At 69.9% G+C, this 23,772-nt stretch carries 22 protein-coding genes, 1 rRNA gene and 2 pseudogenes; 9 read left to right on the top strand and 16 right to left on the bottom strand.

What is annotated here, in order from left to right; translation table 11 throughout:
- Positions 1-56: 56 nt before the first annotated feature.
- A 5S ribosomal RNA gene (gene rrf, locus ACFU5O_RS34750) occupies positions 57-173 on the top strand.
- 145 nt (positions 174-318) lie between these two features.
- A complete protein-coding gene (locus tag ACFU5O_RS34745) occupies positions 319-876 on the top strand; it encodes a GNAT family N-acetyltransferase (protein WP_384246515.1) in 558 nt (185 codons plus the stop codon).
- 55 nt (positions 877-931) lie between these two features.
- On the opposite strand, the gene ACFU5O_RS34740 is transcribed toward ACFU5O_RS34745, so the two are convergent.
- From ACFU5O_RS34740 to ACFU5O_RS34715, 6 genes are all read right to left on the bottom strand, one after another.
- Entirely contained in the window at positions 932-2,560 is a 1,629-nt protein-coding gene (locus ACFU5O_RS34740) for a type IV secretory system conjugative DNA transfer family protein (protein ID WP_384246513.1), read from the bottom strand.
- 1 nt (position 2,561) lies between these two features.
- Positions 2,562-3,971 carry an ATP-binding protein gene (locus tag ACFU5O_RS34735; RefSeq protein ID WP_384246512.1) on the bottom strand — a complete coding sequence of 470 codons (1,410 nt, stop codon included), beginning with the start codon at positions 3,969-3,971 and terminating at the stop codon, positions 2,562-2,564.
- A 13-nt stretch (positions 3,972-3,984) separates the two neighbouring features.
- Positions 3,985-5,538: an SCO6880 family protein gene (locus ACFU5O_RS34730; protein ID WP_384246511.1), complete on the bottom strand. Its 1,554-nt coding sequence runs from the start codon at positions 5,536-5,538 to the stop codon at positions 3,985-3,987.
- Entirely contained in the window at positions 5,535-6,875 is a 1,341-nt protein-coding gene (locus ACFU5O_RS34725) for a hypothetical protein (RefSeq protein ID WP_384246509.1), read from the bottom strand. The genes ACFU5O_RS34730 and ACFU5O_RS34725 overlap by 4 nt, the downstream gene beginning before the upstream one ends.
- Complete coding sequence (locus ACFU5O_RS34720) at positions 6,865-7,686, bottom strand: hypothetical protein (protein ID WP_384246508.1); 822 nt, start codon at positions 7,684-7,686, stop codon at positions 6,865-6,867. Before ACFU5O_RS34720 ends, ACFU5O_RS34725 begins: the two co-directional genes overlap by 11 nt.
- Before the next feature lie 228 nt (positions 7,687-7,914).
- On the bottom strand, positions 7,915-8,223 hold the full coding sequence (locus ACFU5O_RS34715) for a hypothetical protein (RefSeq protein WP_142217964.1): 309 nt from the start codon (positions 8,221-8,223) through the stop codon (positions 7,915-7,917).
- Between the two features lie 349 nt (positions 8,224-8,572).
- Here ACFU5O_RS34715 and ACFU5O_RS34710 point away from each other — a divergent pair.
- Positions 8,573-9,376: pseudogene (locus ACFU5O_RS34710) on the top strand (SAM-dependent methyltransferase).
- Between the two features lie 127 nt (positions 9,377-9,503).
- Here the strand turns inward: ACFU5O_RS34710 and ACFU5O_RS34705 are convergent.
- Both ACFU5O_RS34705 and ACFU5O_RS34700 read right to left on the bottom strand, forming a co-directional pair.
- Positions 9,504-9,629 carry a hypothetical protein gene (locus ACFU5O_RS34705; RefSeq protein WP_384246506.1) on the bottom strand — a complete coding sequence of 42 codons (126 nt, stop codon included), beginning with the start codon at positions 9,627-9,629 and terminating at the stop codon, positions 9,504-9,506.
- A gap of 270 nt (positions 9,630-9,899) precedes the next feature.
- A complete protein-coding gene (locus ACFU5O_RS34700) occupies positions 9,900-10,691 on the bottom strand; it encodes a thioesterase family protein (RefSeq protein WP_384246505.1) in 792 nt (263 codons plus the stop codon).
- 328 nt (positions 10,692-11,019) lie between these two features.
- Between ACFU5O_RS34700 and ACFU5O_RS34695 the strand changes: the two genes are divergently transcribed.
- The 4 genes from ACFU5O_RS34695 (at position 11,020) to ACFU5O_RS34680 (ending at position 14,555) form a co-directional block, all read left to right on the top strand.
- On the top strand, positions 11,020-12,033 hold the full coding sequence (locus ACFU5O_RS34695; RefSeq protein WP_384246504.1) for an NlpC/P60 family protein: 1,014 nt from the start codon (positions 11,020-11,022) through the stop codon (positions 12,031-12,033).
- A 251-nt stretch (positions 12,034-12,284) separates the two neighbouring features.
- Positions 12,285-13,010, top strand: coding sequence for a phosphatase PAP2 family protein (locus ACFU5O_RS34690; RefSeq protein WP_384246502.1), 726 nt, complete (start codon positions 12,285-12,287; stop codon positions 13,008-13,010).
- Between the two features lie 434 nt (positions 13,011-13,444).
- Positions 13,445-14,284: a hypothetical protein gene (locus tag ACFU5O_RS34685; protein ID WP_384246501.1), complete on the top strand. Its 840-nt coding sequence runs from the start codon at positions 13,445-13,447 to the stop codon at positions 14,282-14,284.
- A gap of 100 nt (positions 14,285-14,384) precedes the next feature.
- Entirely contained in the window at positions 14,385-14,555 is a 171-nt protein-coding gene (locus ACFU5O_RS34680; RefSeq protein WP_384246499.1) for a hypothetical protein, read from the top strand.
- A gap of 33 nt (positions 14,556-14,588) precedes the next feature.
- Here ACFU5O_RS34680 and ACFU5O_RS34675 read toward each other — a convergent pair whose 3' ends face one another.
- Positions 14,589-14,936, bottom strand: coding sequence for a metal-sensitive transcriptional regulator (locus ACFU5O_RS34675; RefSeq protein ID WP_384246498.1), 348 nt, complete (start codon positions 14,934-14,936; stop codon positions 14,589-14,591).
- Between the two features lie 215 nt (positions 14,937-15,151).
- Here ACFU5O_RS34675 and ACFU5O_RS34670 point away from each other — a divergent pair, with 215 nt between their 5' ends.
- Positions 15,152-15,772, top strand: a complete 621-nt coding sequence (locus tag ACFU5O_RS34670) for a DUF47 domain-containing protein (RefSeq protein WP_384246497.1) — start codon at positions 15,152-15,154, stop codon at positions 15,770-15,772.
- Between the two features lie 6 nt (positions 15,773-15,778).
- Positions 15,779-16,777 carry an anion permease gene (locus tag ACFU5O_RS34665; RefSeq protein WP_384246496.1) on the top strand — a complete coding sequence of 333 codons (999 nt, stop codon included), beginning with the start codon at positions 15,779-15,781 and terminating at the stop codon, positions 16,775-16,777.
- 509 nt (positions 16,778-17,286) lie between these two features.
- Here ACFU5O_RS34665 and pstB read toward each other — a convergent pair.
- The 7 genes and pseudogenes from pstB to ACFU5O_RS34630 all read right to left on the bottom strand — a co-directional run.
- Entirely contained in the window at positions 17,287-18,063 is a 777-nt protein-coding gene (gene pstB, locus ACFU5O_RS34660; protein ID WP_384246494.1) for a phosphate ABC transporter ATP-binding protein PstB, read from the bottom strand.
- A 48-nt stretch (positions 18,064-18,111) separates the two neighbouring features.
- The gene (gene pstA, locus ACFU5O_RS34655; protein WP_384246493.1) at positions 18,112-19,182 is read right to left on the bottom strand and encodes a phosphate ABC transporter permease PstA; all 1,071 of its coding nucleotides are present in this window, start codon (positions 19,180-19,182) and stop codon (positions 18,112-18,114) included.
- Positions 19,182-20,174, bottom strand: coding sequence for a phosphate ABC transporter permease subunit PstC (pstC, locus tag ACFU5O_RS34650; RefSeq protein ID WP_384246491.1), 993 nt, complete (start codon positions 20,172-20,174; stop codon positions 19,182-19,184). Before pstC ends, pstA begins: the two co-directional genes overlap by 1 nt.
- 129 nt (positions 20,175-20,303) lie before the next feature.
- Positions 20,304-21,440 carry a phosphate ABC transporter substrate-binding protein PstS gene (gene pstS, locus ACFU5O_RS34645; RefSeq protein WP_384246490.1) on the bottom strand — a complete coding sequence of 379 codons (1,137 nt, stop codon included), beginning with the start codon at positions 21,438-21,440 and terminating at the stop codon, positions 20,304-20,306.
- A gap of 288 nt (positions 21,441-21,728) precedes the next feature.
- Complete coding sequence (locus tag ACFU5O_RS34640) at positions 21,729-22,202, bottom strand: NUDIX hydrolase (protein WP_384246488.1); 474 nt, start codon at positions 22,200-22,202, stop codon at positions 21,729-21,731.
- Positions 22,199-23,209 carry a hypothetical protein gene (locus ACFU5O_RS34635; protein WP_384246518.1) on the bottom strand — a complete coding sequence of 337 codons (1,011 nt, stop codon included), beginning with the start codon at positions 23,207-23,209 and terminating at the stop codon, positions 22,199-22,201. The genes ACFU5O_RS34640 and ACFU5O_RS34635 overlap by 4 nt, the downstream gene beginning before the upstream one ends.
- A 243-nt stretch (positions 23,210-23,452) precedes the next feature.
- Positions 23,453-23,770: pseudogene (locus ACFU5O_RS34630) on the bottom strand (CHAD domain-containing protein); the annotation flags it as partial.
- Positions 23,771-23,772: the final 2 nt, after the last annotated feature.

Genomic DNA, 23,772 nt, shown 5'->3' with positions numbered 1-23,772 from the left:
GCCGAGACCGCACACCAGGGGTGTGCCGGTCGGCCGGGTTCACATCTTCATAGAGTTTCGGTGGTCATAGCGTTAGGGAAACGCCCGGTTACATTCCGAACCCGGAAGCTAAGCCTTTCAGCGCCGATGGTACTGCAGGGGGGACCCTGTGGGAGAGTAGGACACCGCCGAACAACCATTCCAGGAAAGCCCCGGACCTTATGGTCCGGGGCTTTTCTGCGTTCTCGGCACGAGTCGGCGACGAGACGGTCGCCACAGCGGCACCGGTCGTCCGATATCCCGTTGCCGTGCGGTGGCGGGAGTGGTGAGGATCGGGGTATGGAATACGTGATACGCGCCCTGCGCGCCGACGAGTGGGCCAAGGCCCGGGAGATCAGACTGGCTGCCCTGCAGGATCCTGCCGCGCCCGTCGCTTTCCTGGAGACGTACGAGCAGGCCGCGGCCCGCCCCGACTCCTTCTGGCAGGCGCGTGCTCTGGGGGCCACGGGGGACGAGGCGCATCAGTTCGTCGCCGCAGCGCCGGACGGAAGCTGGGCCGGGACGATCTCGGTGCTGGTCGAGCGGCCGGACTCCGAGGTGCGTTTCGGTGAGGCGGCCAAGACCGACCAGACGCATCTGGTGGGCGTGTACGTACGTCCGGAGGCGCGCGGGAGTGGGGTGGCGGACGCCCTGTTCCGTGCGGGCGTCGAGTGGTCATGGGCACTGGGCGGCGACCCGATCCGGCGGGTGCGGCTGTATGTGCACGAGCGGAATTCCCGTGCCGCTGCCTTCTACCGCCGGTTCGGCTTCGTGGCGAGCGGCGCGACTGCTCCCGTGCCGGGAGAAGAGACGGCACAGGAGCACGAGTACGAGCTGCTGAGACCTGAGCAGAGCTGACACCCGAGCAGGCTGGGACCCGAGCAGAGGCCGGTCCGTGCTGGGGGCGCCGGCGTCAGTGCGGATCCGGCAGGGGTTCCTTCCAGCGGGCGCGGGCCTGCTCCTGGGAGCGGAGGAGGACCAGGGTGGGCAGGCCCTGGTCCCGGCCCGAGGCCAGCAGCTCGGGGACCCGGGGGAGTGGGGCGACGGCGGCGACGTCATCGAGGATCAGGGTGAGTGGTGGGTCGAGCCGACCGTCGGATGACCGTGCGGCCATGCGGCGGCCGTGCTCGACCACGCTTGAGGAGAGGGCCGTCAGCAAGGGCATCGCACCCGGGCGGGTGCGGGGGTCCTCGATCGGTTCACCCACCACATAAAGGGTGCCCCCCTCGTCCACGAATGATTCCAAGGCGAGCGAATCCGCTCGATTGGGTGTGCAGGCGTCACGGATATGGACCGACGCCAGCGACGCCAGCGTACGTGCCGTCAGCTCCTGGGCCATCTCCCGGCGTTCGGGATAGGAGGTGAGGGCCGACTCGAGGAGCCCGGCCAGGCCGGAGGCGGCTTTGGGATGCGCACGGAGGATCCGTACCGGCTCATGAGCGCCGTTGCCGTGCGCCCAGCGGTGGAGCTGTTTGAACGGGCGGCCGTCCACGGCGGCAGCGTGCAGCCAGCAGCGCAGGAGCGTTTCGGCGGTGTCGGCGACGGCGGCGTCGAGACGGGCGGGCGGCCGGACGGGGGCGAAGAGCGCGGCCGCGCGGGCGGCGGCGGTGTCGGCGTCCTCACAGCCGGCGGTGGGTACCCAGTGGAGGCGGGCCGGGGTGTCGCACAGATGCCCGGGATCGTAGAGCAGGACCGGACCGAGCTTCGCGCGGGCGTCCTTCGTCTCGGACCACACGGTGGGGTCGGACGTGACGACCAGGGCGGGGCCAGCGGCGTCCCGGATGGCCTGCACGGTGGAAGGCCGACGGTTGGGAGGGCTGCCGTAGACGACGAAGGGACCGCGGGGGCCGCGCGGGCCGGGGACCGTGGGCTCGGCGACCGGACAGGCCCGGAGCCCTGCGTCGGAGGCGGCGTCGGCCGTGGGCGGCTTCGCCTCCACCGGAGATGCGACGTGGGCCGACACCACGAGTTGCCGCGTCTCAGAAAGGTCCGTTGCCCCGTCCGCCTGCGCCGCGTCCCCGTCCGCCTGTGCCGGGCCCGCGTGTGCTGGGCCCGCGCGCGCGGCCTCCGTCGGTGCTGGTCCGGCCGGAGCCGCGGGGCTCGCCCCCGCCATGGCCGCGCGCCGGTACGGGCCGGACGTCATCGCGGACTTCCGGTTCGCCCGTACCGCACGCCATCGTGCCAGGGTGCCCAGTACGAAGACCGTGAGCACGACCAGGAGCATCAGTTCGCCGATCAGCAGGCCCCAGAACAGCCCGTACCCGGAGAGCTGTCCTGCCGGGGTCGACGGCCAGGCGGTCGGCAGGTCGTGCGGCTGCGAGGCCAGGCTTCGCATGGCCAGCGGGGTGCTCGTGAACGTCACCCCGTGGGGCCAGGCCCCGTGCGCGAACATCCCGGCCAGGCCCGTCGCCGTCCACACCAGCAGCGTCAGGCCGAGCAGAAAGCCCAGCAGGCCCACCAGCAACCCGTCCGGGATGCCTCTTTCCTGGCCGGTGCCCCGGCCGTCTCGTGGCACATCACGTCCGGGCAGTTCGCGCCGCATGTCATGCCACCGTCGACTCGGACGACTCGTTCAGACGCTGTGTCTGCTGCTCGATGAGAGCCGCGCGTTGCTCCGTCTCCCACTCCGCCGCCCGTACGTCCTCCGGAACGGAGGATTCCGTCATGGCCCTGTCCGTGTAGACGAGCGGCCGTTCCGCCTCCGTGATCAGGTGTTTGACCACCTGGACATTGCCGTTGACGTCCCACACCGCGATACCTGGGGTGAGGGTGGGGATGATCTCCACGGCCCACCGGGGGAGGCCGAGCACCCGGCCGGTCGCCCGGGCCTCGTCCGCCTTCTGTGCGTAGATCGTCCTCGTGGAGGCCATCTTCAGGATCGCCGCCGCCTCCCGTGCCGCCGCCCCGTCGACCACATCGCTCAAGTGGTGCACGACGGCGACGAAGGAAAGTCCGAGCCGGCGACCGAACTTGAGCAGCCGTTGGAAGAGCTGCGCCACGAACGGGCTGTTGATGATGTGCCAGGCCTCCTCGACGAGGAAGATCCGCTTCCTCCGGTCGGGCCTGATCCAGGTGTGCTCGAGCCAGACACCCACGATCGCCATCAGGATCGGCATCGCGATCGAGTTCCGGTCGATGTGGGAGAGGTCGAAGACGATCAGCGGTGCGTCGAGGTCGATCCCGACCGTGGTCGGCCCGTCGAACATGCCCCGCAGGTCACCGTCGACGAGGCGGTCCAGGACGAGGGCGACGTCCAGTCCCCAGGCCCTTACGTCGTCTATGTCGACGTTCATCGCCTCCGCCGACTCCGGCTCGGGGTGGCGCAGTTGCTCGACGATGTCGGTGAGGACCGGCTGCCGGTCGGTGACCATCTCGTTGACGTAGGCGTGCGCGACCTTGAGGGCGAAGCCCGACCGCTCGTCGAGCCCGTGCCCCATCGCCACCTCGATGATCGTGCGCAGCAGGGCCAGCTGGCCGGTCGTGGTGATGGCGGGGTCGAGCGGGTTGAGGCGGATGCCGCCGTCCAGCGCGGCCATCGGGTCGAGGCGGATGGGAGTGATGCCCAGCTCCTCGGCGATGAGGTTCCACTCGCCGACCCCGTCCTCGCCCTGCGCGTCGAGCACGACCACCTGCCGGTCGCGGAAGCGCAGCTGGCGCAGCACGTAGGTCTTCTCCAGCGCCGACTTGCCGTTGCCGGACTCGCCGAGGACCAGCCAGTGCGGGGCCGGCAGCTGCTGCCCGTACAGCTGGAAGGGGTCGTAGATGTAGCCCTTGCCGCTGTACACCTCGCGCCCGATGATCACGCCCGAGTCGCCGAGTCCCGGCGCCGCGGTCGGCAGATAGACGGCCTGGGCCTGGCCCGTCGACGTACGCACGGGCAGGCGGGTCGTCTCGACCTTCCCGAAGAGGAAGGCAGTGAAGGATTCGGTGAGGACGGACAGCGGATCTCGCATCGGATCAGGGCCCCTATCGGCGGATGCCGGTCGCGAACGGCAGCGTGTTCACAAAGGCCCGGTGGTGCTCGCGGTCGCACCACTCCAGTTTCAGGTACGACTTGCCCGCCGAGGCCCTGATCGTGCGCTTGTCCCTGGCCAGGGCCTCGGGCGTACGCGACGACACAGTGATGTACCCGACGAGATTGACGCCTGCCGCGCCGCTGGCGAGATCTTCACCCCGCTGGTCGAGCCTGCCGTGTGCGGCGATGTCCCGCGGGTCGACCGTGCGGTTCATCTTGGCGGCGCGGCTCGCCTCGGCCTCGTCGTTCGTCTTCTCGGTCAGCATGCGCTCGATGGCGACCTCGGTGGGCTCGAGGTCCATGCAGACGGCGACCGTACGGATCACGTCGGGCGTGTGGACGAGGAGCGGGGCGAGGAAGTTGACGCCGACGGGGGTCATCGGCCACTCCTTCACCCAGGCGGTGGCGTGGCACCAGGGGGCGCGGGTGGACGACTCGCGTGTCTTGGCCTGGAGGTAGGTCGGCTCGAGCGCGTCCAGTTCGGCGGGCCAAGTGTTTCGTTTCGTCATCGCCTGGATGTGGTCGATGGGGTGGTCCGGGTCGTACATGGAGTGCACCAGGGACGCGAGGCGGCCCTGTCCCAGCGGCTGGCGGACGCGGATGTCGGCCTCTGCGAGGCGGGCGCAGATGTCGGTGAGCTCGCGGGCCATGACGACGGCCAGTCCCGCGTCCTTGTCGAGCTTCTTGGTGCCGGACGCCTGACGGGCGGCGCGGGCCATGGTGTGGGCCTCCGCCGCCAGTTCGCGGGTGTAGTGCATGCAGGCGACGAGGTAGGCGCGGTGCTGCTCGCTCGATGTGGAGACCATCGACTGGAGCTGGTCGTACGAGTCCTGGAGCCAGGCGGGGGCGGACCTGTCGCCGCGCTGGGCGACGTCCTTGGCATGGGCATCGGGGTCGGCGGGGAGGGTGCGTGCCAGCATCTGAAGGCGGGTCACGAAGCCGTCGCCGTTGGCCACATGCTTGAGGAGGGTGCCGAAGCGGTCGACCAGGGCTTCCTGGTCCTCGCTGTCGCGCAGTCCGACGCCGGGGCCCTCGATCTCGATGGCCGCGGTGACGGTACGGCGATCGGCGTGCAGCAGTACGGCGATCTCGTCCGGGCCGAAGGGCGCGGCGAGCCAGTTGATCCGGCCGATGCCGGGCGGGGGACCCACCTCGATCTCACGGCCGTCGATGCGCGTACCGGCCTCCATGGCGGTGGAGCGGTAGAGCGTGCCCTGGCGCAGGATGCGCTTGTAGCTGCGGTTGATCTCGAACCAGCGGTAGAACGTGCGCTGCCGGTACGGGACGTACACGGCGGCCAGCGCGATCAGCGGGAAGCCCATGAGCAGTACGATCCGCAGGGACAGGACGGGGACCAGCAGGCCGCTCATCATGCCGAGGAACGCGCCGGCGATGATCAGGGCGATCTCGCCGGACTCGCGGTTCTTGCCGACGATCGCGTTCGGCCTGGCCCGGCCGATGAGGTACGTACGGCGGGGCGCGATGGGTTGGGACTGCGTCGTCAACGCCCTCCACCTCCTGTGCTTCCTGTGCCTGTGCTCTTGCGGTTGCTGTGGGGGGTGCTCGTGCCCGTGCCCGGACCGCTTCCGCTGCCTGCGCTACGGGGCGCGGGCGCGGCGCCGCCGCCGGCCCCACCGCCGCGGGAGCTGTGCGCGGCCATACCGCCCGCGACGGGGCTCGCGGGCCGCGGGGTGCTCCCGGAGGACTCGCCCTGCTGATGGCTGCGGCTGGAGTGGGTCTTGATGCCCTGCGAGACGAGGGCGGCGGGCGAGCTGATGACGGCGGCGGCCTTGTTCTCCGCGCTGTTCTGGATGCGGTTGTTGCGGGAAGCGGCGATCTCGTCGCCGAACCCGGGCACGAAGCGGTAGATCATCGCCGACGCGAAGATCGCGAGCAGGATGATCGCGAGGCCGGTGACGACCGCGGAGAACGCCTTCGGGCCGTCGTCGCCGGAGAGTGCGCCGGCGAGGCCGAGCACGATGATGATCACCGGCTTGACCAGGATCACGGCGATCATGATTCCGGCCCAGCGGCGCACATGCCCCCAGAGGTTCTTGTCGACGAGCCCGGCGTACACGACGACGCCGAGCAGCGCGCCGACGTAGAGCAGCACCGCCCGGAGGAAGAGCTCCAGGTAGAGCACCCCGGCCGCGAGCACCGTCACGAGCGAGACGATGATCAGCATGATCGGCCCGCCGCCTATGTCGTTGCCCTTCTTGAGCGCTTCCTTGAAGCCCCCGAAGAACGCGTCCGTCTGGCCACCGGTGCCCTGCGCGATGACGTCGGTGATCGCGTCGGTCGCGGAGACGAGCGTGTAGAGGATCAGCGGGGTGAAGGCGGAGGCGAGGACCGTCAGCCAGAGGAACCCGACCGCCTCGGACATGGCGGTCATGAGCGGTACGCCACGGATGGCGCGCTTGGCGACCGCGAGCAGCCAGAGGAGGAGGGTGAGGAAGGTGGCGGCGGCGAAGACGACGGCGTACTGGGAGAGGAAGGTGCCGTTGGTGAAGTCCACCTGTGCGGTGGACTTCACGGCCTTCGAGAGCGCGTCGATTATCGCCACGGCGGCGTCGGCGCAGCCGCGGGCGAGGGAGGCGAGGGGGTCGAGCGGGGTGGTGGGGTCGTCGAGGCCGGGGGCGCGACGGGAGGCGCCGCCGGCGCCGTTTTCGCAGTAGTCGCGCGCGGGGCCGACGATCAGGTCGCAGTCGTCCCTGTTGGACGGTGACGGTGACGGTGTCGGGCTCGGCGCGGCGTGAGCGCGGGTCGCAAGCAGCAAAACTGCCGCTTGGACTGCCGCCACTGTGCCGGATACGTGAAGCGCGCTGCGCGGGCTACCGGGCATAGGTGAACCCTCCGAACTCTTCGACAGCTTTCGCGATCTGGTCGGCATCGGAGGCCCTGCGGTCGGCGTTCACTGGGGCAGGGCCTTCCTTCTGAGAGAAGCTCTCGACCTTCCAGTCCCCGTCCACCCACCGCAGTTTCAGCGTCATGGTGAACCAGTCGTTGGTCACCGGATTGGTGGAGCCGACACCTGCAGTGCCGAACACGCCCGTGCACCAGACCTCGACGGACGCTGAGGTGTCCGCGTACTTCGTGACCTTGGTCCCGACTGGAGCGGTGCGTGAAACGTAGGTCAGCCCCTCTGCGGCGTTGCCTTTGGCGTCGAGCCCAAGCTTGTTCAGGAACTCCTCGCTGTATGCCCGGTCGAAGCTGGTTTCGAGCTCCCCGACTTTGTCTGCGACGAAGAGTTGGCGCACGATGCGGGCCCGACTGTCCGGCTTGAGGATCTCGGCGGAGACGAGCGCCACGGAATAGTTCGCCGCCGCGCTCTGCGCCCCCTGTTCGTTCCGCGCGTACCCCTTCGGGATCTGCCCGTTCTTGCCGGTCACGGGCCGCTCGCCCGTCGCGGCCGTGGGGGCCGGGCCCTGCTCCTTCCCGGTGGATGCCGGGGAGTCCGTTCCACCGCCGCGGTTGACGAAAGCGATCGCCGCGATCAGCAGGACCACGACGCCCACCACCGTGACGAGGGAGCGCGAGGTCCGTACGGGACGTCGCGTGCCCCCGTACGCGTCGCCGCTCCCGCCGGTCTCCGGGAGGCGGGTGCGTGTCTGCCCCGTGCCCCCGACGCCGTCGTTCTCGTCGCCGAAGCTCATACCGCGGACGCCCCCTCAGCCGTGTGCGGTGCCGTGCCGTGGCCGTCTTGCCCGTAGCCGTACCCGAGCCCGTGTCCGTGTCCGTAGCCATGGCCGTAGTACGACGGTAGCCGTGCTGGTGTCCGCGCGGGCGCGGTGTGGTGACTCGACATCAGGGGGACGCAACCTCTGCCGGTGGGTGCGACGGGCGGATGGTGTCGGGGACGGGTGGGGTCGGGTGGAGGGACGTCAGACGGCCATTCCGTACACGATGGTGAAGAGTGTCCCCAGGGACCCGATGATGAAGACTCCGGTGAGCCCGGCCACGATCAGGCCCTTGCCCTGTTCCGCGCTGAACGTGTCGCGCAGCGCCGTCGCGCCGATGCGCTGCTTGGCCGCACCCCAGATCGCGATGCCGAGACAGAGCAGGATGGCGACCGCCATCACGACCTCGATCATCACGCGAGCCTCGTTCCCGAGGCTTCCGAAAGGGCCCCAGTTCGGGGCGATTCCACCGATGATGGTGGTGATGTCACCCTTTTCGGCTGCCAGGATCATGTAACTCACCGCCCCTGTCGGGTAGTTCGACGCCCTTGCCACTCGGCATGGGTCACGCTCTATCTTCGCTGATGAAACCGGTCCCGTGCGCCGACTTGGCTCGTCTCTTTACCCGATCCCCGCACACATGACCGAACCGGCGCGGCTGACCTGCGACGGTGAGGGAGCGGTTCTGTGTGAGCACGCGCATGGTCACTCTGTGTATCACGCAGGGTGACTCCGGGCAATGACTGTCGTTGGGGCACCCAGGGCCCCCGAAAAACCGGGGCCGGAGAGGGCGTGGCGCCCAGGGGGACAGGATTGATTCCAACACCTGGGCCGACAGGGTCGGTTGGGCTACGTTGACGAGATGGCCGACGATCAGGACCACGCCCGTATCGACACGTCACGCCCCCACACGGCCCGCATCTGGAACTACTGGACCGGCGGCAAGGACAACTATCCCGTCGACCGGGAGGCGGGTGACCAGATCCGCAAGCTGCACCCCGGGATCGGGGACTACGCGCTCGCCGACCGTCGCTTCCTCGGGCGTTCCGTCCGCTGGCTGGCCGCGGAGGCGGGGATCCGGCAGTTCCTGGACATCGGTACGGGCCTGCCGAGCGCCGACAACACCCACTAGGTGGCCCAGCGCCTCGCCCCCGATGCGCGGATCGTCTACGTCGACAACGACCCGCTCGTCCTCGCGCACGCCCGGGCGTTGCTGAAGAGTTCGCCCGAGGGGGCGACGGACTACCTCGACGCAGATCTGCGCGACGCCGACGCGATCCTGGAGCAGGCGGGGCGGACGCTCGACCTGAGCAGGCCCGTCGGGCTCATGCTGCTGGGGGTGGTCATCTTCGTCGAGGACGACGAGGAGTCGTACGGTCTCGTCCGCCGGCTGATGGACGGGTTGCCGTCAGGGAGCCATCTGGTCCTGTCCCACACCATCACCAGCCCTGCGATGCCGGATGTCGACGCGGCGGTCGCCTTCTGGAACGAGCACGGCACGCCCCGGCTGACCCAGCGCACGCCGGAGCGGATCGTGCGGTACTTCGACGGGCTGGAGCTGCTGGAGCCGGGCCTGGTGTCGTGCAACCGCTGGCGGCCGGACGCGGGGGAGCCGCAGAACCCGGAGGAAGTCGCGATGTACGGGGGAGTTGGACGCAAGCCGTAGCGTTCAAGAGCCGGAGCCGGAGCCGGAGCCGGAGCCGGAGCCGGAGCCGGAGCCGGAGCCGGAGGCCGGACGGCGGCGGTCGGCGGGACGGCGCGTAAGTTGGGCGCCGCCCCGCCGGGTCACAGCCTCAGGCCCGGACGGTCATCAGGCCGAGCAGTCCGACTGCCACGGCCATCAGCGCGATGACCATCACCGCGGCTGCCGTGCCCCCGAAATCGCCGGCGCGGCGGGCCTTGTTCCCCACGTTCTCCATGTGCTCTCCTGCGTTGCTCGCCCCGCCGTTGGTCGTCGGCGGGGTTCGTTCACAGCCTTCCTGGCTGCGTAACACAGAGTAGTGGCCGCAGGTCCAGACCACTTACCCGGGGTGGGGTGGGCAGTGGTTCCGCGGCCGAACCTCCGCTCCGGGCATGCCTGGCCCGAATCCGCCTGGCCGAACCGCTCCTGATCGTGCGTCGGTCGGTGACCGGGTCGCGGCCGACGCCTCGCCGGCAGCGCGCGGCCCGGAGTTCCGGGCGGGCAGGTGCTAGCGAGGCGCGACGAAGAGGCTCTGTGCGCCCCGGCCGATCGGGCCCTTCTCGTCGTGCAGTTGGGCGTCCGCGAGGCCGATTCCGGCCGGGTCGACGCTCGTACGGGCCTCGACGCAGACCCATTCGCCCACCGGGTGACGGTGCAGATGGACCGTCAGGTCGGCGTTGATGAAGACGTGCCGGCTGAAGTCGAGGACGTTGCTGATGCCGTTGCCGGAATCGGCGGCGATCAGGACGCGGTCCAGCGGCCGGACCTCTTCCCCGGCGACGAGCGGCATTCTCATCCGCATCCAGCAGGTGCCGGGGCCCTGCTCCTGGAAGGTCCCCTCGGTGAAGCGGGTGTCCATGGAGGTGTGGTAGCCGACGTCCCACGGCACGGCGAAGAAGGGAGTGTCGGCGGTCTCCCCGGGCGAGGGCACCTGCGGCCCGGGAGCCACGGCGGGGCCGGGCTCCTCCAGGGTGCGGACACGGAGAGCCCTCGCGAGCATCACGGGTGCCCCGCCCTCCGGTGCGAGGGCGGCCTCGACGACCTCGACGTTGCGGCCGGTGCGCAGGACGCTCGTGGTCACTTCCAGCGGACGGATCGGCACCGGGCGGACGATCTCGTACGTGACGCGTGTCAGCCGCGTGTCCGCACGGGCCCCCGGCCGGTCCTCCAGCGCCCGCCCCAGCAGCGCGGCGGGCGGTCCGGCGTGCTGGGAGGCGGCGTCCCACGGGCCGCGGGTGTGCTCGGTGGGCGCGAAGCGGTTCTCGGAGATCCGCTCGAAGAACGCCTCGGGTTCCGCCATGACGGGCCGCCTCTCCCTCGCTGACAGGTGTACAGCTCACGCTACCTGCGGGTAACCCGGAGGGGCCAGGGTCGGCCGAGCTGCTCCGGAAGCCGGTCGATACGGGCCGGAGGCGGCAGGGGGCGAACCTTCGCGATCTTGATCACAAGTCGGTCAACCGCGCAGGCGGCCCGTTGAGGGCCTGTGACTCCCGCTCTCCGCCGACCCCGGCAACTGGACGGTGCAGTACCCGCACGTCACCGGTCCGAAGGAGTACGCGAGCATCATGTGTGCGGGGTTTGTCGGCGAGTAGACACTGAATTCGGCGCGAATGGGGGAGGGTTGAAGGATGCGTAAAGTCTGGGTGGTCACCGGAACCGGGATCGGGTTCTGCCTGAGCTTCGTCACGCTGCTCGTCGTCGGGACCTTCTCGGCGGCGGCCGGGCTCATGGGGACGAACGGGAGCGGGCGGCCTGTCGCGCTCGCCAAGGGCGCAGTTCCTGCCCGGTACCAATCGCTGGTGCAGACGTGGGGCAATCTCTGTCCCGCGATCAATCCCGCTCTTCTGGCGGCCCAGTTGTACCAGGAGAGCGGCTGGGACCCGGATGTCGTCAGCCACGCCGACGCCCGGGGCATCGCACAGTTCATCCCCGGCACATGGGCGACGCATGGCATCGACGGGGACAAGGACGGGGACCGGGACATCTGGGACCCGGCCGATGCGATTCCTTCCGCCGCCTCCTACGACTGCGAATTGGCCGGATACGTCAAGAAGGTGCCGGGCGATCCGACGGACAACATGCTCGCCGCCTACAACGCCGGGGCGTATCGCGTGATCAAGGCGGGAGGGGTGCCGGCCATCCGCGAGACGCGGAACTACGTCAAAGTCATCCGCACCCTGGAGAAGAGCTTCGCGCGGCCGGTCGGGCGGGTCGCTCCGTCGCGGCAGGCGGCCGGGGCCATCTACTTCGCGCAGCAGAAGCTCGGGACCCCGTATCTGTGGGGCGGGAACGGGACGCCGGACCAGGGCGGGCGCTTCGACTGCTCCGGGCTCACACAAGCGGCGTACCGGACCGTCGGGATCGAACTGCCGCGCGTCGCGAACGACCAGTACAACGCCGGGCCGCATCCCTCGCGGGACGAGCTCCTCCCCGGAGACCTGGTGTTCTTCTCGGACGACCTGACCAACTCGCGGGCGATCCGGCACGTCGGGCTCTACGTCGGCGGCGGGTACATGATCAACGCGCCCTACACGGGAGCGGTGATCCGCTTCGACAAGATCGACACACCCGACTACTTCGGGGCGACGAGGGTGACGGAGGACGGGGCGGCGGCGCTGCCGACGGCCCGTCCGAAGGCGTGAAGGGGAACTGACGTCGTGTCGGCCGTGGCCGGAACTCTGCGTTAAGCCAGGGCCGTGAGCTGCGACGATGCATCACTCTTCGATAACGTCATGGTGATCGTTCCGTGGAGAGTGGAACGGACCCGCGGGACGGGGCGTTCCCTGGAGCGGAGCAGTACGTACGGACCGCACCGACCACGGGGGAACGACAGGAGCGGCGCACATCGTCGTGCGCGGCAGAAGGCGACAAGGCAGGCAAGGGGCCGCGGCAGATGGCTGGACTCGCACGTGAAGGCGTGAACCCCGATGTCAGCCTGCTCCACGACATCAACGGGCTGGCCCGGTCCGCGCCGCCGTGGTTCGACCGCGTCATGGGGTTCGTCGGTGAGTACGGCATCCTGCTCGCGACGGTCCTCCTGGTGCTCTGGTGCTGGTGGAGCGTCCGGCGCGGAAGCACGGAGGAGGAGTCGGTCGCGGCGCTGGCCGCGCTGGTCTGGGCGCCTCTCGCGGCCGGTGTCGCCCTGCTGGTGAACGTCCCGATCCGGGGGTTCGTGGAGCGGCGGCGGCCCTTCCTGGACCATGAGGGGATCGAGGTACTCGTCGCCGGGAAGACCGACTTCTCGTTCGTGAGCGACCACGCGACCCTGGCGATGGCACTGGGCGTCGGACTCTTCGTCGCACACCGGTACTTCGGGCTGGCGGCGATCGGACTCGCGCTGGCCGAGGGCTTCTGCCGGGTCTACATGGGCGTCCACTACCCGACGGACGTGGTCGGCGGCTTCGCGCTCGGCACGGCCGTGACGCTTCTGTTCGCGCCCCTGGCGCTGGCCCTGCTGACCCCTCTGGTCTCCGCGGTCGCCCGGTCGGGGCGGGCGGGGTGGCTCGTACGGTCCAGGCGTGCGGCGGCGCTGGAGCAGGCACAGGCGCCGCACGGGACGCTGGACCTGGCGGAGCCCCGGCAGGGCGCGGGACCGGGCGAGAGGGACCTCGCGGCGTAGTCCGGCACCCGCCTGGTACTTCCGTGCCGTGGAGGGGCATCCGCCCCGGCACTTCCGTGCCCAGGGGGCGCGGGGGTACGCCTGTCCGGGCCCCGGGGAGCGTCCGTCCGTCCGGCCCGGGGGCCGGAAGCCGTCAACCCGGCCCGCTGACCCCTTCCGTGGCCGTGGCCGGCCCACTGGCCGGCCGGTTCGTCCCGGCCTCAGGGCTCGGACAGCGGGTTCGTCTCGTGCGACTGCGCATCCGTGCGCGCGCGTTCGCGGGAGCGGCGCGCAGGTCCCTTCCAGCCACAGCTGCAGCTGGCGAGACAGAAGGCTCCACGTTCGGTCGTCCTCGTGTGATGTTGCCGCTCCACGACACCACGGTACTTGCCGTGACGGCGCGCCGGGCAGCGTCGTTATCCGGGACGGGTGGGTCCAGGAAGGGGATGGCGGCGATGGTGGTGCAGCAGCACAGGCTCTGGGGCGGGGTGTGCGCCGTCGCCTCCGTGGTCGGTGTGGGGGTGGCGGTGGCCGCGAGCGCGGGGTGTTCCCCGGGCGGGAACGCCGTGGCCGATGCCCGGCCCACCGGGAGTTCCGTCGCCTCGGTGCGCAACGCGGCCGACGCGCTCGCCGGCGCCGGGACGTCCAAGGCCCGCACCTCGATGGAGATGGCGGCCGGCGGGACCAGGGTCACCATCCGCGGCGAGGGCCACTACGACTTCCGCCGCAGCATGGGCCGCCTGCGCGTCATGCTGCCGAAGGACCCCGCGGGCACGGCCGAGCACCGGCCGATCACCGAACTGCTCTCGCCCGGCGCCCTCTATATGAAGGACCGCGGCGCGGGCGTCCCCGCCGACAAATGGGTCCGGGTCGACACGACGACCCTCAAGGACGGCAATCTGGTCACGGGCGGCGCGACGGACCCGGCCGCCGCCGCCGAACTGCTGCGCGGGACACGGACGGTGAGGTATGTGGGGCGAGAGGATCTCGCGGGCGTCAAGGTCACCCACTACCGCGGCACCACGGACATCGCCTACGCCGCGAAGGTGGCGTCACCGCGGGCCCGCGGCGCACTGGCCGCGGCGGCGAAAGGGTTCGCCCGGGACACGGTGCCGTTCGACGCGTATCTCGACGACGCGGGGAGGCTGCGGAAGGTGCGCCATCAGTTCAGCTTCGCCAATCAGGGCCGCATCGTCGACGTCGCGTCGACGACTCTGCTCTACGAGTTCGGCGTGCCCGTGCTCGTCCAGCTGCCCGCACACCGGGACATCTACGCCGGGAAGATCCGCGTCTAGGTAGACGGGCTGTCGCTAAATGGTCCGGACGTGCCATGCGTGGTGCGTGTCCCGCTCCCTACGCTAGGAAGTCGACACCGGCCGGAAGAGGTGAAAGCACGTGGCTCCGCCCAGTACGCCGACGGTCCAGGACCACGTGGCCCTCGCCGAGATCGAGCTGTGCGGTGAGTTGATGATCGCGGCGTCCGCCGCGGACGGGGAGCGGCTCAGCGCCGACCGTATCGACGAGGTGCTCAATGTGACCAGCGTGACGGTGCCCGAGAGCGGCTGAACGCGGGGGCGCCTGCCGTGGCCGTGCCCCCGCTCAGGTCCGCATCATGCGGGCGATCGCCTTCGTCGCCTCTTCGACCTTCGCGTCGATCTCGTCACCGCCCTTGAGCGCCGCGTCCGCGACGCAGTGGCGCAGATGCTCTTCCAGCAGCTGGAGCGCGAAGGACTGGAGGGCCTTGGTGGAGGCGGAGACCTGCGTGAGTATGTCGATGCAGTACGTGTCCTCGTCGACCATGCGCTGCAGTCCGCGGATCTGGCCCTCGATCCGGCGCAGCCGCTTGAGGTGCTCGTCCTTCTGCTTGTGGTAGCCGTGCACACCTCGGTCGTGGTCCGATACCGGGAGGCCGTCCGCAGCCTCCGTGGCCGTGTCCGTGGTCGTCATCGCGTCCTCCCGTGATCCGTGGTCCGGTCGCATGGCCCGCAGCCCTGTCCGGTATACCCCTCGTGGGTATATGGTACCGATCCCTGACGGTTGCGGCAGGGCCCTGTGCTGATCACTGTGCCCCATGGGCGACACTGAAGGGACGCCGGTTAGCCGTGGCCGAATGATGCGCCTAGCATCAGCCTGACCGAAACCCAGCACCCCGAGGACCCCACGTGCGATTTCGTCTGACCCCCAGGGAGACGAGCTTCTACGACATGTTCGCCGCGTCCGCGGACAACATCGTCACGGGCTCGAAGCTCCTGATGGAACTGCTCGGGGCGGACGGTCCTGGCCGGGCCGAGATCGCGGAACGGATGCGGGCAGCGGAGCACGCCGGGGACGACGCCACCCATGCGATCTTCCATCAGCTGAACTCGTCGTTCATCACGCCCTTCGACCGTGAGGACATCTACTCCCTCGCCTCGTCGCTGGACGACATCATGGACTTCATGGAGGAGGCCGTCGACCTGGTCGTCCTCTACAACGTCGAGGAACTGCCGAAGGGCGTCGAGCAGCAGATCGAGGTGCTGGCGCGGGCGGCCGAGCTGACGGCGGAGGCCATGCCGCACCTGCGGACGATGGACAACCTCACCGAGTACTGGATCGAGGTCAACCGGCTCGAGAACCAGGCGGACCAGATCCACCGCAAGCTCCTCGCCCATCTCTTCAACGGCAAGTACGACGCCATCGAGGTGCTCAAGCTCAAGCAGATCGTGGATGTGCTGGAGGAAGCCGCCGACGCGTTCGAGCACGTGGCCAACACGGTGGAGACCATCGCGGTCAAGGAGTCCTGAGGCTTCGTGGACACGCTTGCGCTGGTCGTGACCATCGGGGTCGCGCTCTTTTTCACGTATACGAACGGCTTCCACGACTCCGCCAACGCGATCGCGACCTCCGTGTCCACGCGTGCGCTGACCCCGCGGGCGGCACTGGCGATGGCCGCGGTGATGAACCTCGCCGGTGCGTTCTTCGGCAGTGGGGTCGCCAAGACCGTCAGCGAGGGCCTGATCGAGACGCCCAAGGGCGACCGGGGCATGGGCATCCTCTTCGCCGCGCTGGTCGGCGCGATCATCTGGAACCTGATCACCTGGTACTTCGGTCTGCCCTCGTCGTCCTCGCACGCGCTGTTCGGCGGCATGGTGGGCGCGGCGCTGGCGGGAGGTACCGAGGTCATCTGGACCGGGGTGCTCGACAAGGTGATCATCCCGATGTTCGTGTCACCGATCGTCGGCCTGGTCGTGGGTTATCTGGTGATGTGCGCGATCATGTGGCGCTTCCGGAAGTCCAACCCGGCCAAGGCCAAGCGCGGCTTCCGTATCGCCCAGACCGTCTCGGCGGCAGGCATGGCGCTCGGCCATGGTCTCCAGGACGCCCAGAAGACGATGGGCATCGTGGTGATGGCCCTGGTCATCGCGGATGTCGAGGACTTCGGGGACCCGATCCCGGTGTGGGTCAAGATCGTGTGCGCGCTGATGCTGTCGCTGGGTACGTACGCGGGCGGCTGGCGCATCATGCGGACGCTCGGCCGGAAGATCATCGAGCTGGATCCGCCGCAGGGATTCGCCGCGGAGACGACGGGTGCGTCGATCATGTTCGGGTCGGCGTTCCTCTTCCACGCGCCGATCTCGACCACGCATGTGATCACCTCGGCGATCATGGGCGTGGGCGCGACGAAGCGGGTGAACGCGGTGCGGTGGGGTGTGGCGAAGAACATCGTCATGGGCTGGTTCATCACGATGCCGGCGGCGGCGGTGGTGGCGGCGTTCAGCTTCTGGGTCGTGAACCTGGCGTTCGGCTGACGTTCGCGTGGGGGGCAGGGCCGCCCGTGGTCGCCCGGTACCGCGCGGCGCCCGGTGTGTCCGTCCTCAATCGCCGGACGGGCTCAGGGGCCCCACCTGGTGCTCGGCTCCTCGGGGCGAGAGCCCGCCCCGGACCCGGCCGTCCCGGCACACTGCCTGCCCCTTCCGGACCGATCCCGCACGGCCCCGCCCCGGCCTCGCTCCCGGCCGCGGTCAGGTGACGCCCACTCCGGCGGTGACCCCGGAAGGCCCGCACCGGCTCGGCCCCGCACGGTGCGGAGCACCTCCGAGAACCCGTCTGTCGGGGTCCCTCCGGACGGAGCCCGGGGGAGTTCGAGGACGGGCACCCCGCCCGCGCTCATGGCGGCGGGCGGCACCGCACAACCAGCCCCTGACGCACCCCCGCCGGGGGAAACGTGTCGGCCCCCTCTCGTATGAGAGGGGGCCGACCCTTCGCCTTGCGGTGGCACCGCCATGCAGCACCGCAGGGCTGTCAGGGGGGAGGCGGCTCAGCCGAAGCGGCCCGAGATGTAGTCCTCTGTGGCCTGGACGGACGGGTTGGAGAAGATCCGCTCCGTCTCGTCTATCTCGATCAGCCGGCCGGGCTGGCCGACCGCCGACAGGTTGAAGAAGGCCGTACGGTCGGAGACACGCGCCGCCTGCTGCATGTTGTGCGTCACGATGACGATCGTGAAGCGCTCCTTGAGCTCACCGATCAGGTCCTCGATCGCGAGGGTCGAGATCGGGTCCAGGGCGGAGCAGGGCTCGTCCATCAGCAGGACGTCCGGCTCGACCGCGATCGCGCGGGCGATGCACAGCCGCTGCTGCTGGCCGCCGGACAGGCCGGAGCCCGGCTTGTTGAGGCGGTCCTTCACCTCGTTCCAGAGGTTCGCGCCCTTGAGGGACCGCTCGACGACGTCGGACAGCTGGCGCTTGTTGTACTTGCCGTTGAGCTTCAGACCTGCCGCGACATTGTCGAAGATCGACATGGTCGGGAACGGGTTCGGGCGCTGGAACACCATGCCGACCGTGCGGCGCACCGCGACCGGGTCGACGCCGGAGCCGTACAGGTTCTCGTCGTCCAGCATCACCTTGCCCTCGACGCGGCCGCCGGGGGTGACCTCGTGCATACGGTTCAGGGTGCGCAGGAACGTGGACTTTCCGCAGCCGGAGGGGCCGATGAAGGCCGTCACCGAGCGGGGCTCCACGGTCATCGAGATGTCCTCGATGGCCTTGTGGGAGCCGTAGAAGGCAGAGAGGCCGCTGACGTCGATTCGCTTGGCCATTAAATTCACTTCCTTTCGCCGCCCGGGGGCGGCTGCCGCGATGGACGCTTAGCGGCCGGTCTTCGGGGCCTTCCAGCGGGCGATGCCGCGGGCCACCAGGTTGAGGAGCATGACGAAGGCGATCAGTACGAGGGCGGCGGACCAGGCGCGGTCGTACGACGCCTCGCTGCCGACCCGGTACTGCTCCCAGATGTAGAAGGGGAGCGAGGACTGGGCGCCTTCGAACGGGTTGGTGTTGATCAGCTGGCTGCCGAAGACGAGCAGCATGATCGGGGCGGTCTCACCGGCGATACGGGCGACCGCGAGCATCACACCGGTGGAGATGCCGCCGACGGCGGTCGGGATGACGACCTTCAGGATCGTCCGGTACTTCGGGACGCCGAGGGCGAGTGAGGCCTCGCGCAGCTCGTTCGGGACGAGCTTGAGCATCTCCTCGGTGGAGCGGACCACGACCGGGATCATCAGGATCGTCAGGGCGAGGGCGCCCATGAACCCGGACGGCTGCAGATCGGCGATCAGCATGATCGAGAGGATGAACAGACCCGCCACGATCGACGGGATACCCGTCATGACGTCCACGAAGAAGGTCACGGCCTTGGCGAGCGCGCCCTTGCCGTACTCGACGAGGTAGACGGCCGTCAGCAGACCGATCGGAACGGAGATCAGGGCCGCGAGGCCGACCTGCTCCAGCGTGCCGACCAGCGCGTGGTACACACCGCCGCCCGTCTCGAAGCCGGGGACACCGGCCATCGAGTGGGTGAGGAAGTAGCCGTTGAGGGCCTTCACACCGCGGCTGACGGTGACCCAGATCAGCGAGAGCAACGGGATCACGGCGAGGACGAAGCACACCCAGACGACGCTGGTGGCGAGGCGGTCCTTGGCCTGGCGGCGGTTCTCGACGACCGACGTGGTGACGTACGAGATGACCACGAACAGCAGCGCGGAGATGAGGCCCCACTGCACACGGCTCTGCCAGCCGGCGGCGACGCCGATGGCGATGCCGAGCGCGATCGAGACGACGGCGAAGACAGGCTGGGCCCAGCGGGGAAGCCCGCGGCGGCTCAGGGAGTCCCGGGCGGGCGCGGCGGGACGGGCGTCCTTTATGGCGGTGTGGCTCATCAGGCGTTCGCCCCCGAGTACTCCTTGCGGCGCGCGATGATCATGCGAGCTGCGCCGTTGACCAGCAGGGTGAGGACGAAGAGGACCAGGCCGGAGGCGATCAGGGCGTCGCGCCCGAGCTCATTGGCCTCGTCGAACTTCGCCGCGATGTTCTGGGCGAACGTACCGCCGCCCGGGTCCAGGATGTGGAGCGAGACGAGAAAGCTCGGGGAGAGCACCGTCGCGACGGCCATCGTCTCGCCGAGCGCGCGGCCGAGGCCGAGCATCGAGGCGGAGATGACTCCGGAGCGGCCGAAGGGGAGCACCGACATGCGGATGACTTCCCAGCGGGTGGCGCCGAGCGCGAGCGCGGCCTCCTCGTTCATCCGCGGGACCTGGAGGAAGACCTCACGGCTCACGCTGGTGACGATCGGAAGGACCATGATCGCCAGCAGGATGCCCACGGTGAACAGCGAGCGGGGGACGCCGACCTCGGTCTTGTCGAAGACGTACGTCCAGCCCATGTACTCGTCGAGCCAGAGGTTCAGCCCTTCCAGGTACGGGACCAGGAAGAGGGCGCCCCAGATGCCGTAGATGATCGACGGCACGGCGGCCAGCAGGTCGACCACGTAGGCGAGGGGCGCGGCGACCTTGCGCGGCGCGTAGTGGGAGATGAAGAGCGCGATACCGACAGCGATCGGAACCGCGATGGCCATCGCGATGATCGAGCTGACGATCGTGCCGAAGAGCAGGACGGCGATGCCGAAGACCGGCGGGTCGCCCGCCGGGTTCCAGTCGAAGGTGGTGAAGAAGTTGCCCTCGTCCTGGGAGATCGCGAGCATCGAGCGGTAGCTGAGGAACACGGCGATCGACGCCATGATCACGAGCAGCAGAATGCCCGAGCCACGTGAGAGGCCCAGGAAGACCTTGTCGCCCGCGCGGCCCGTGGATGTGGCCCGGCGCGAGGCGGCGGGCCCGGCTGGTGGTGTCTCTATGGGTGTGGTGGAAGCCATGATCTTTCCGGTCTGTGTGGGGGCGATTCCGCGGTTGCGGTCCCCTGGCGGCGGTGCACCGGATGGTGTCGGCTGAGGCCGGCCCGGACAGGTTCGCCGGGCCGGCCGTCACCGACGGGATGCAGGGTCTTACGAGAGGCTGCTGACCGTCTCGCGGACCTTGGCGATGATCTCGGCAGGGATCGGGGCGTAGCCGGCCTCGGTCAGGACCTTCTGGCCCTCTTCGGAGGCGGTGTAGCCGAGGAACGACTTGACCGTACCCAGGGTCTCGGCCTTGTTGCCCTTGTCGCAGGCGACCTCGTAGGTCACCAGGACGATCGGGTAGGCGCCGTCGGCCTTGGTGGTGTAGTCGAGCTTCAGGGCGAGGTCCTTGCCGGTGCCCTCGATCTTGGCGGCGGCAATGGCCTTCGAGGCGTTCTCGGAGGTCGCCTTCACCGGGGCGGAGGCGCCGGTGTTGATGTCGACGGTCGGGATGGACTGCGAGGTGGCGTAGGACAGCTCGAAGTAACCGATGGAGCCCTCGACCGACTTCACCTGGGCCGCGAGGCCGGAGGAGCCGGAAGCAGCCTGGCCGCCGGGGGCGGGCCACTTCTTCTCGGGCTCGTACTTCCAGTCGTTCGAAGCGGCCTTGGAGAGGTACTTGCCGAGGTTCTGGGTGGTGCCGGAGTCCTCGGAGCGGTGGTACGGCTGGATCGCCTTGTCCGGGAGCGTGGCGCCCGGGTTGAGCTTGGCGATCTCCTTGTCGTTCCACTTCTTGATCTTCGTGTCGAAGATCTTGGCGAGGGTGGGAGCGTCGAGGACGAGGTTCTCCACGCCCGGCAGGTTGTAGCCGATGGCGATCGGGCCACCGACCATGGGCATGTTGACGCCCTGGCCGCCCTTGCACATCTTCTTGGAGTCGGCGACCTCGTCGGGCTTGAGCGCCGAGTCGGAGCCGGCGAAACCGACCCTGCCCTGGTTGAAGGCGACGATGCCCTCACCGGAGGAGGAAGCCTTGTAGTTGATCTCCACGCCCGGGCACGCGGCCATGTAGTTCTTGACCCAGACATCCATGGCGTTCTTCTGCGCGCTGGAGCCGGACGCCATCAGCTGGCCCTTGGCGCCGTCGCACTTGATGTTGGAGGCGGCGTTGGTCTTGTCGCCGGAGCCGCCGGTGGTGTCGCCGGTGTTGTTGTCCGAGCCGCACGCCGTGAGGACCAGGGCGCCGGAGACCGCGAGGGCAGCAAGCGCGGTGGCGCGAAGCCCGTTGTTGCGCTGAAGCTTCACTTTTCGGGTGTTCCTTCCAGGAGCGCCGGTCGGGGGACGTCGTCTCGTTTCGACGTAGTACGGCGGCGCGCGTCGGGGTGGGTGATGCGGCGTGTGCCGGTCACCTTGTAAGCCCGAAATTAGGCAGATCAGGTGAAGCCGCCGACGGAGGGGAGTGAACGGAAGGTGAACCCTGTTAGGCGGGGAAGTTCTCGGGTGTAGGGGGAGTATGGGGGTGTTATGGGGGGTATTAAGCGACATCCGCCACGGGTTGCCCGTTCTCACGCCGTTTGAAACACCCGATTCGCATCAATGTATGCCGAGTGTACCGATTGTCCCGAGTTCTGAGATGAGTGCGTCCACGAGATGGCGGTCGCGGGGCTGGGTGAGCCGGGCTTTGGCGGAGGCGGGGGGCAGCCAGACGATGCGGTCGACCTCGTTGCTCGGAGTGAAGTCGCCGTGGGCCTCCGCCTCGGCGGCCCAGTAGGTGACCTCCTTGGGACGGCCGTTCGCGAGGTAGTGGACCGTGGGGAGGCGCGGACCGGGGGTGGCGCGGTGTCCGGTCTCCTCCAGGACCTCGCGCAAGGCGCCGGTCAGGGGGTCCTCGCCGCGCTTCAGCTTGCCCTTGGGGTGGGACCAGTCGTCGTAGCGGGGCCGGTGGACGAGACAGATCTCGATGCCGCCTTCGCCGGCGTTGCCGTGCGGAGTGCCGCCCTGGTGGGAGCGCCGCCACAGGACGCAGCCGGCGGCGCGTACGGTGCTGCCGGTCCCCGGCGTGCTCATGGCGCGGCCACCGCCTCGCTGTCCCTGGAGACGCCCTGCCAGACCTGGTGGAAGGCGAAACGGGCGGCCTCGACCTCGTGGCGCTGGTCGGCGTGGAGGACACCGAGGGCGTAGGCCGTGGCGGGGGCGATACGAGGCGTACGGGCGGCGGCCGCGGCGGCGGCAGCAGCCTCGGCGGCGTCCCGGTGCTGGTCCAGGGCGCGGCCGGCGACGGTCAGCAGCGGGTCCGTGCCGGAGGCCGCGACCTCCTGGGCGTACCGGTGCAGCCGGAGCAGCAGCCTCACCTGGTGCCAGGGGGCGTCCTGCGCCTCGCCGGCCGATGTGGTGGCCAGGCCGTGGACCAGCGCGTCGGCGTTGTACGGATGCGCGGCGCGGGCCAGCGGCAGGGCGGCGACGGCGTCCAGCAGCCTGCGCCGGGCGGTCTCCGCGTGTACGTCGAGTACGCCGACGGGCGCGGCGGCGGACGGGGCGAGCGGTACCTCGGAGGCGAGCAGCGCGACGGCGTCGGCGACGGCGTGGAACCGCGAAGAGCCGAGGGCCTGCAGTGCGGCGGAGTGCGCCCGTGTCCGCCCGAGCGTCAGCTGCCGCTCGAGCAGCGCACCGGCCCGAGCGGCGCCGACGGTGAGCGTGCCGCGCGCGCCGCTCCCGTTGCCCGTTCCTGTGGCCCCGGCCCCGGCGCCGCGTGCGGCGGCGGTCCCACGCTGCTGCTCCGGGCCCGTCGCTGCGCTGCCCCGGGTCCTGCCGGAGGCCGATGTCCCCGTGTCGGTGCCCGCGGCGGCCTCTTCGGTCGCCGTCGCCGTTGCCGTGACCCGGCCGCGGGCGAGGGGTGCGGCCTGGGTGGCCCCACAGCCCTGCGGGTCGGTGCCGACGGCTCCCCGGGCGGCCGTGGTCCCGGCTGCCGTGCCCGGGTCCGGGGTCGGACCGGTGGGCGCGGCCGTGCCGTCCCCGCGGATCCCGACGTTCCCGGCCGCCGGGCCGCGTGTGGTGTCATCGGCGGGCCGGGGCATGTCGTCGACGCCCGAGGAGGTGGCGCCGGAGGCGTGTGCCCGGGGGCGTTCTGCTGACGTGCCGCCCGCCCGGAGCGCGCCGGAACTCTGCAGGTCCGGCGAGGGCGCACCGGCTGTGGACGTCGCTGAGCCCACCGCTCCGGCGCCGGGGCCGGCGGCGGCCGAAGCGGCGTGGGCCGGGCGGGCCGTCGGCAGGTCCATGGCGAACCGTTCCGGTTCCGACCTGGCCGGTGGCACCGGGCCCGCGCCCGAGAGGCGGGCCAGGGCGTCGAGCAGCCGGGCCAGGCGGGCCGTGCAGGCGTGCTCCTGGGCGAGGACGCCGGAGAGCCAGATCAGTTCCGTCCGAAGCTGGTCCGCCCAGGCGGGGTCCAGCAGGGAACGGTAGGTGCTGAGGGTGCCGCTGATACGGCGGGCGGTACGGCGCAGCGCGCGGGCCGCTGCCTCCGCACCCGCCGTGTCCGCACCGCTCTCGCCGTGCAGCCGCAGGCTGCGGAGGAAGTCGGCGGCCTGCGTGTGCAGATAACCGGCCAGGACCTGGTCGGCGCCGGCCCCCCGCGGCACCA

It is taken from the genome of Streptomyces sp. NPDC057445 (assembly GCF_042802855.1).
Taxonomy (GTDB): Bacteria; Actinomycetota; Actinomycetes; order Streptomycetales; family Streptomycetaceae; genus Streptomyces.
This window is presented reverse-complemented; position numbering and strand designations above follow the sequence as displayed.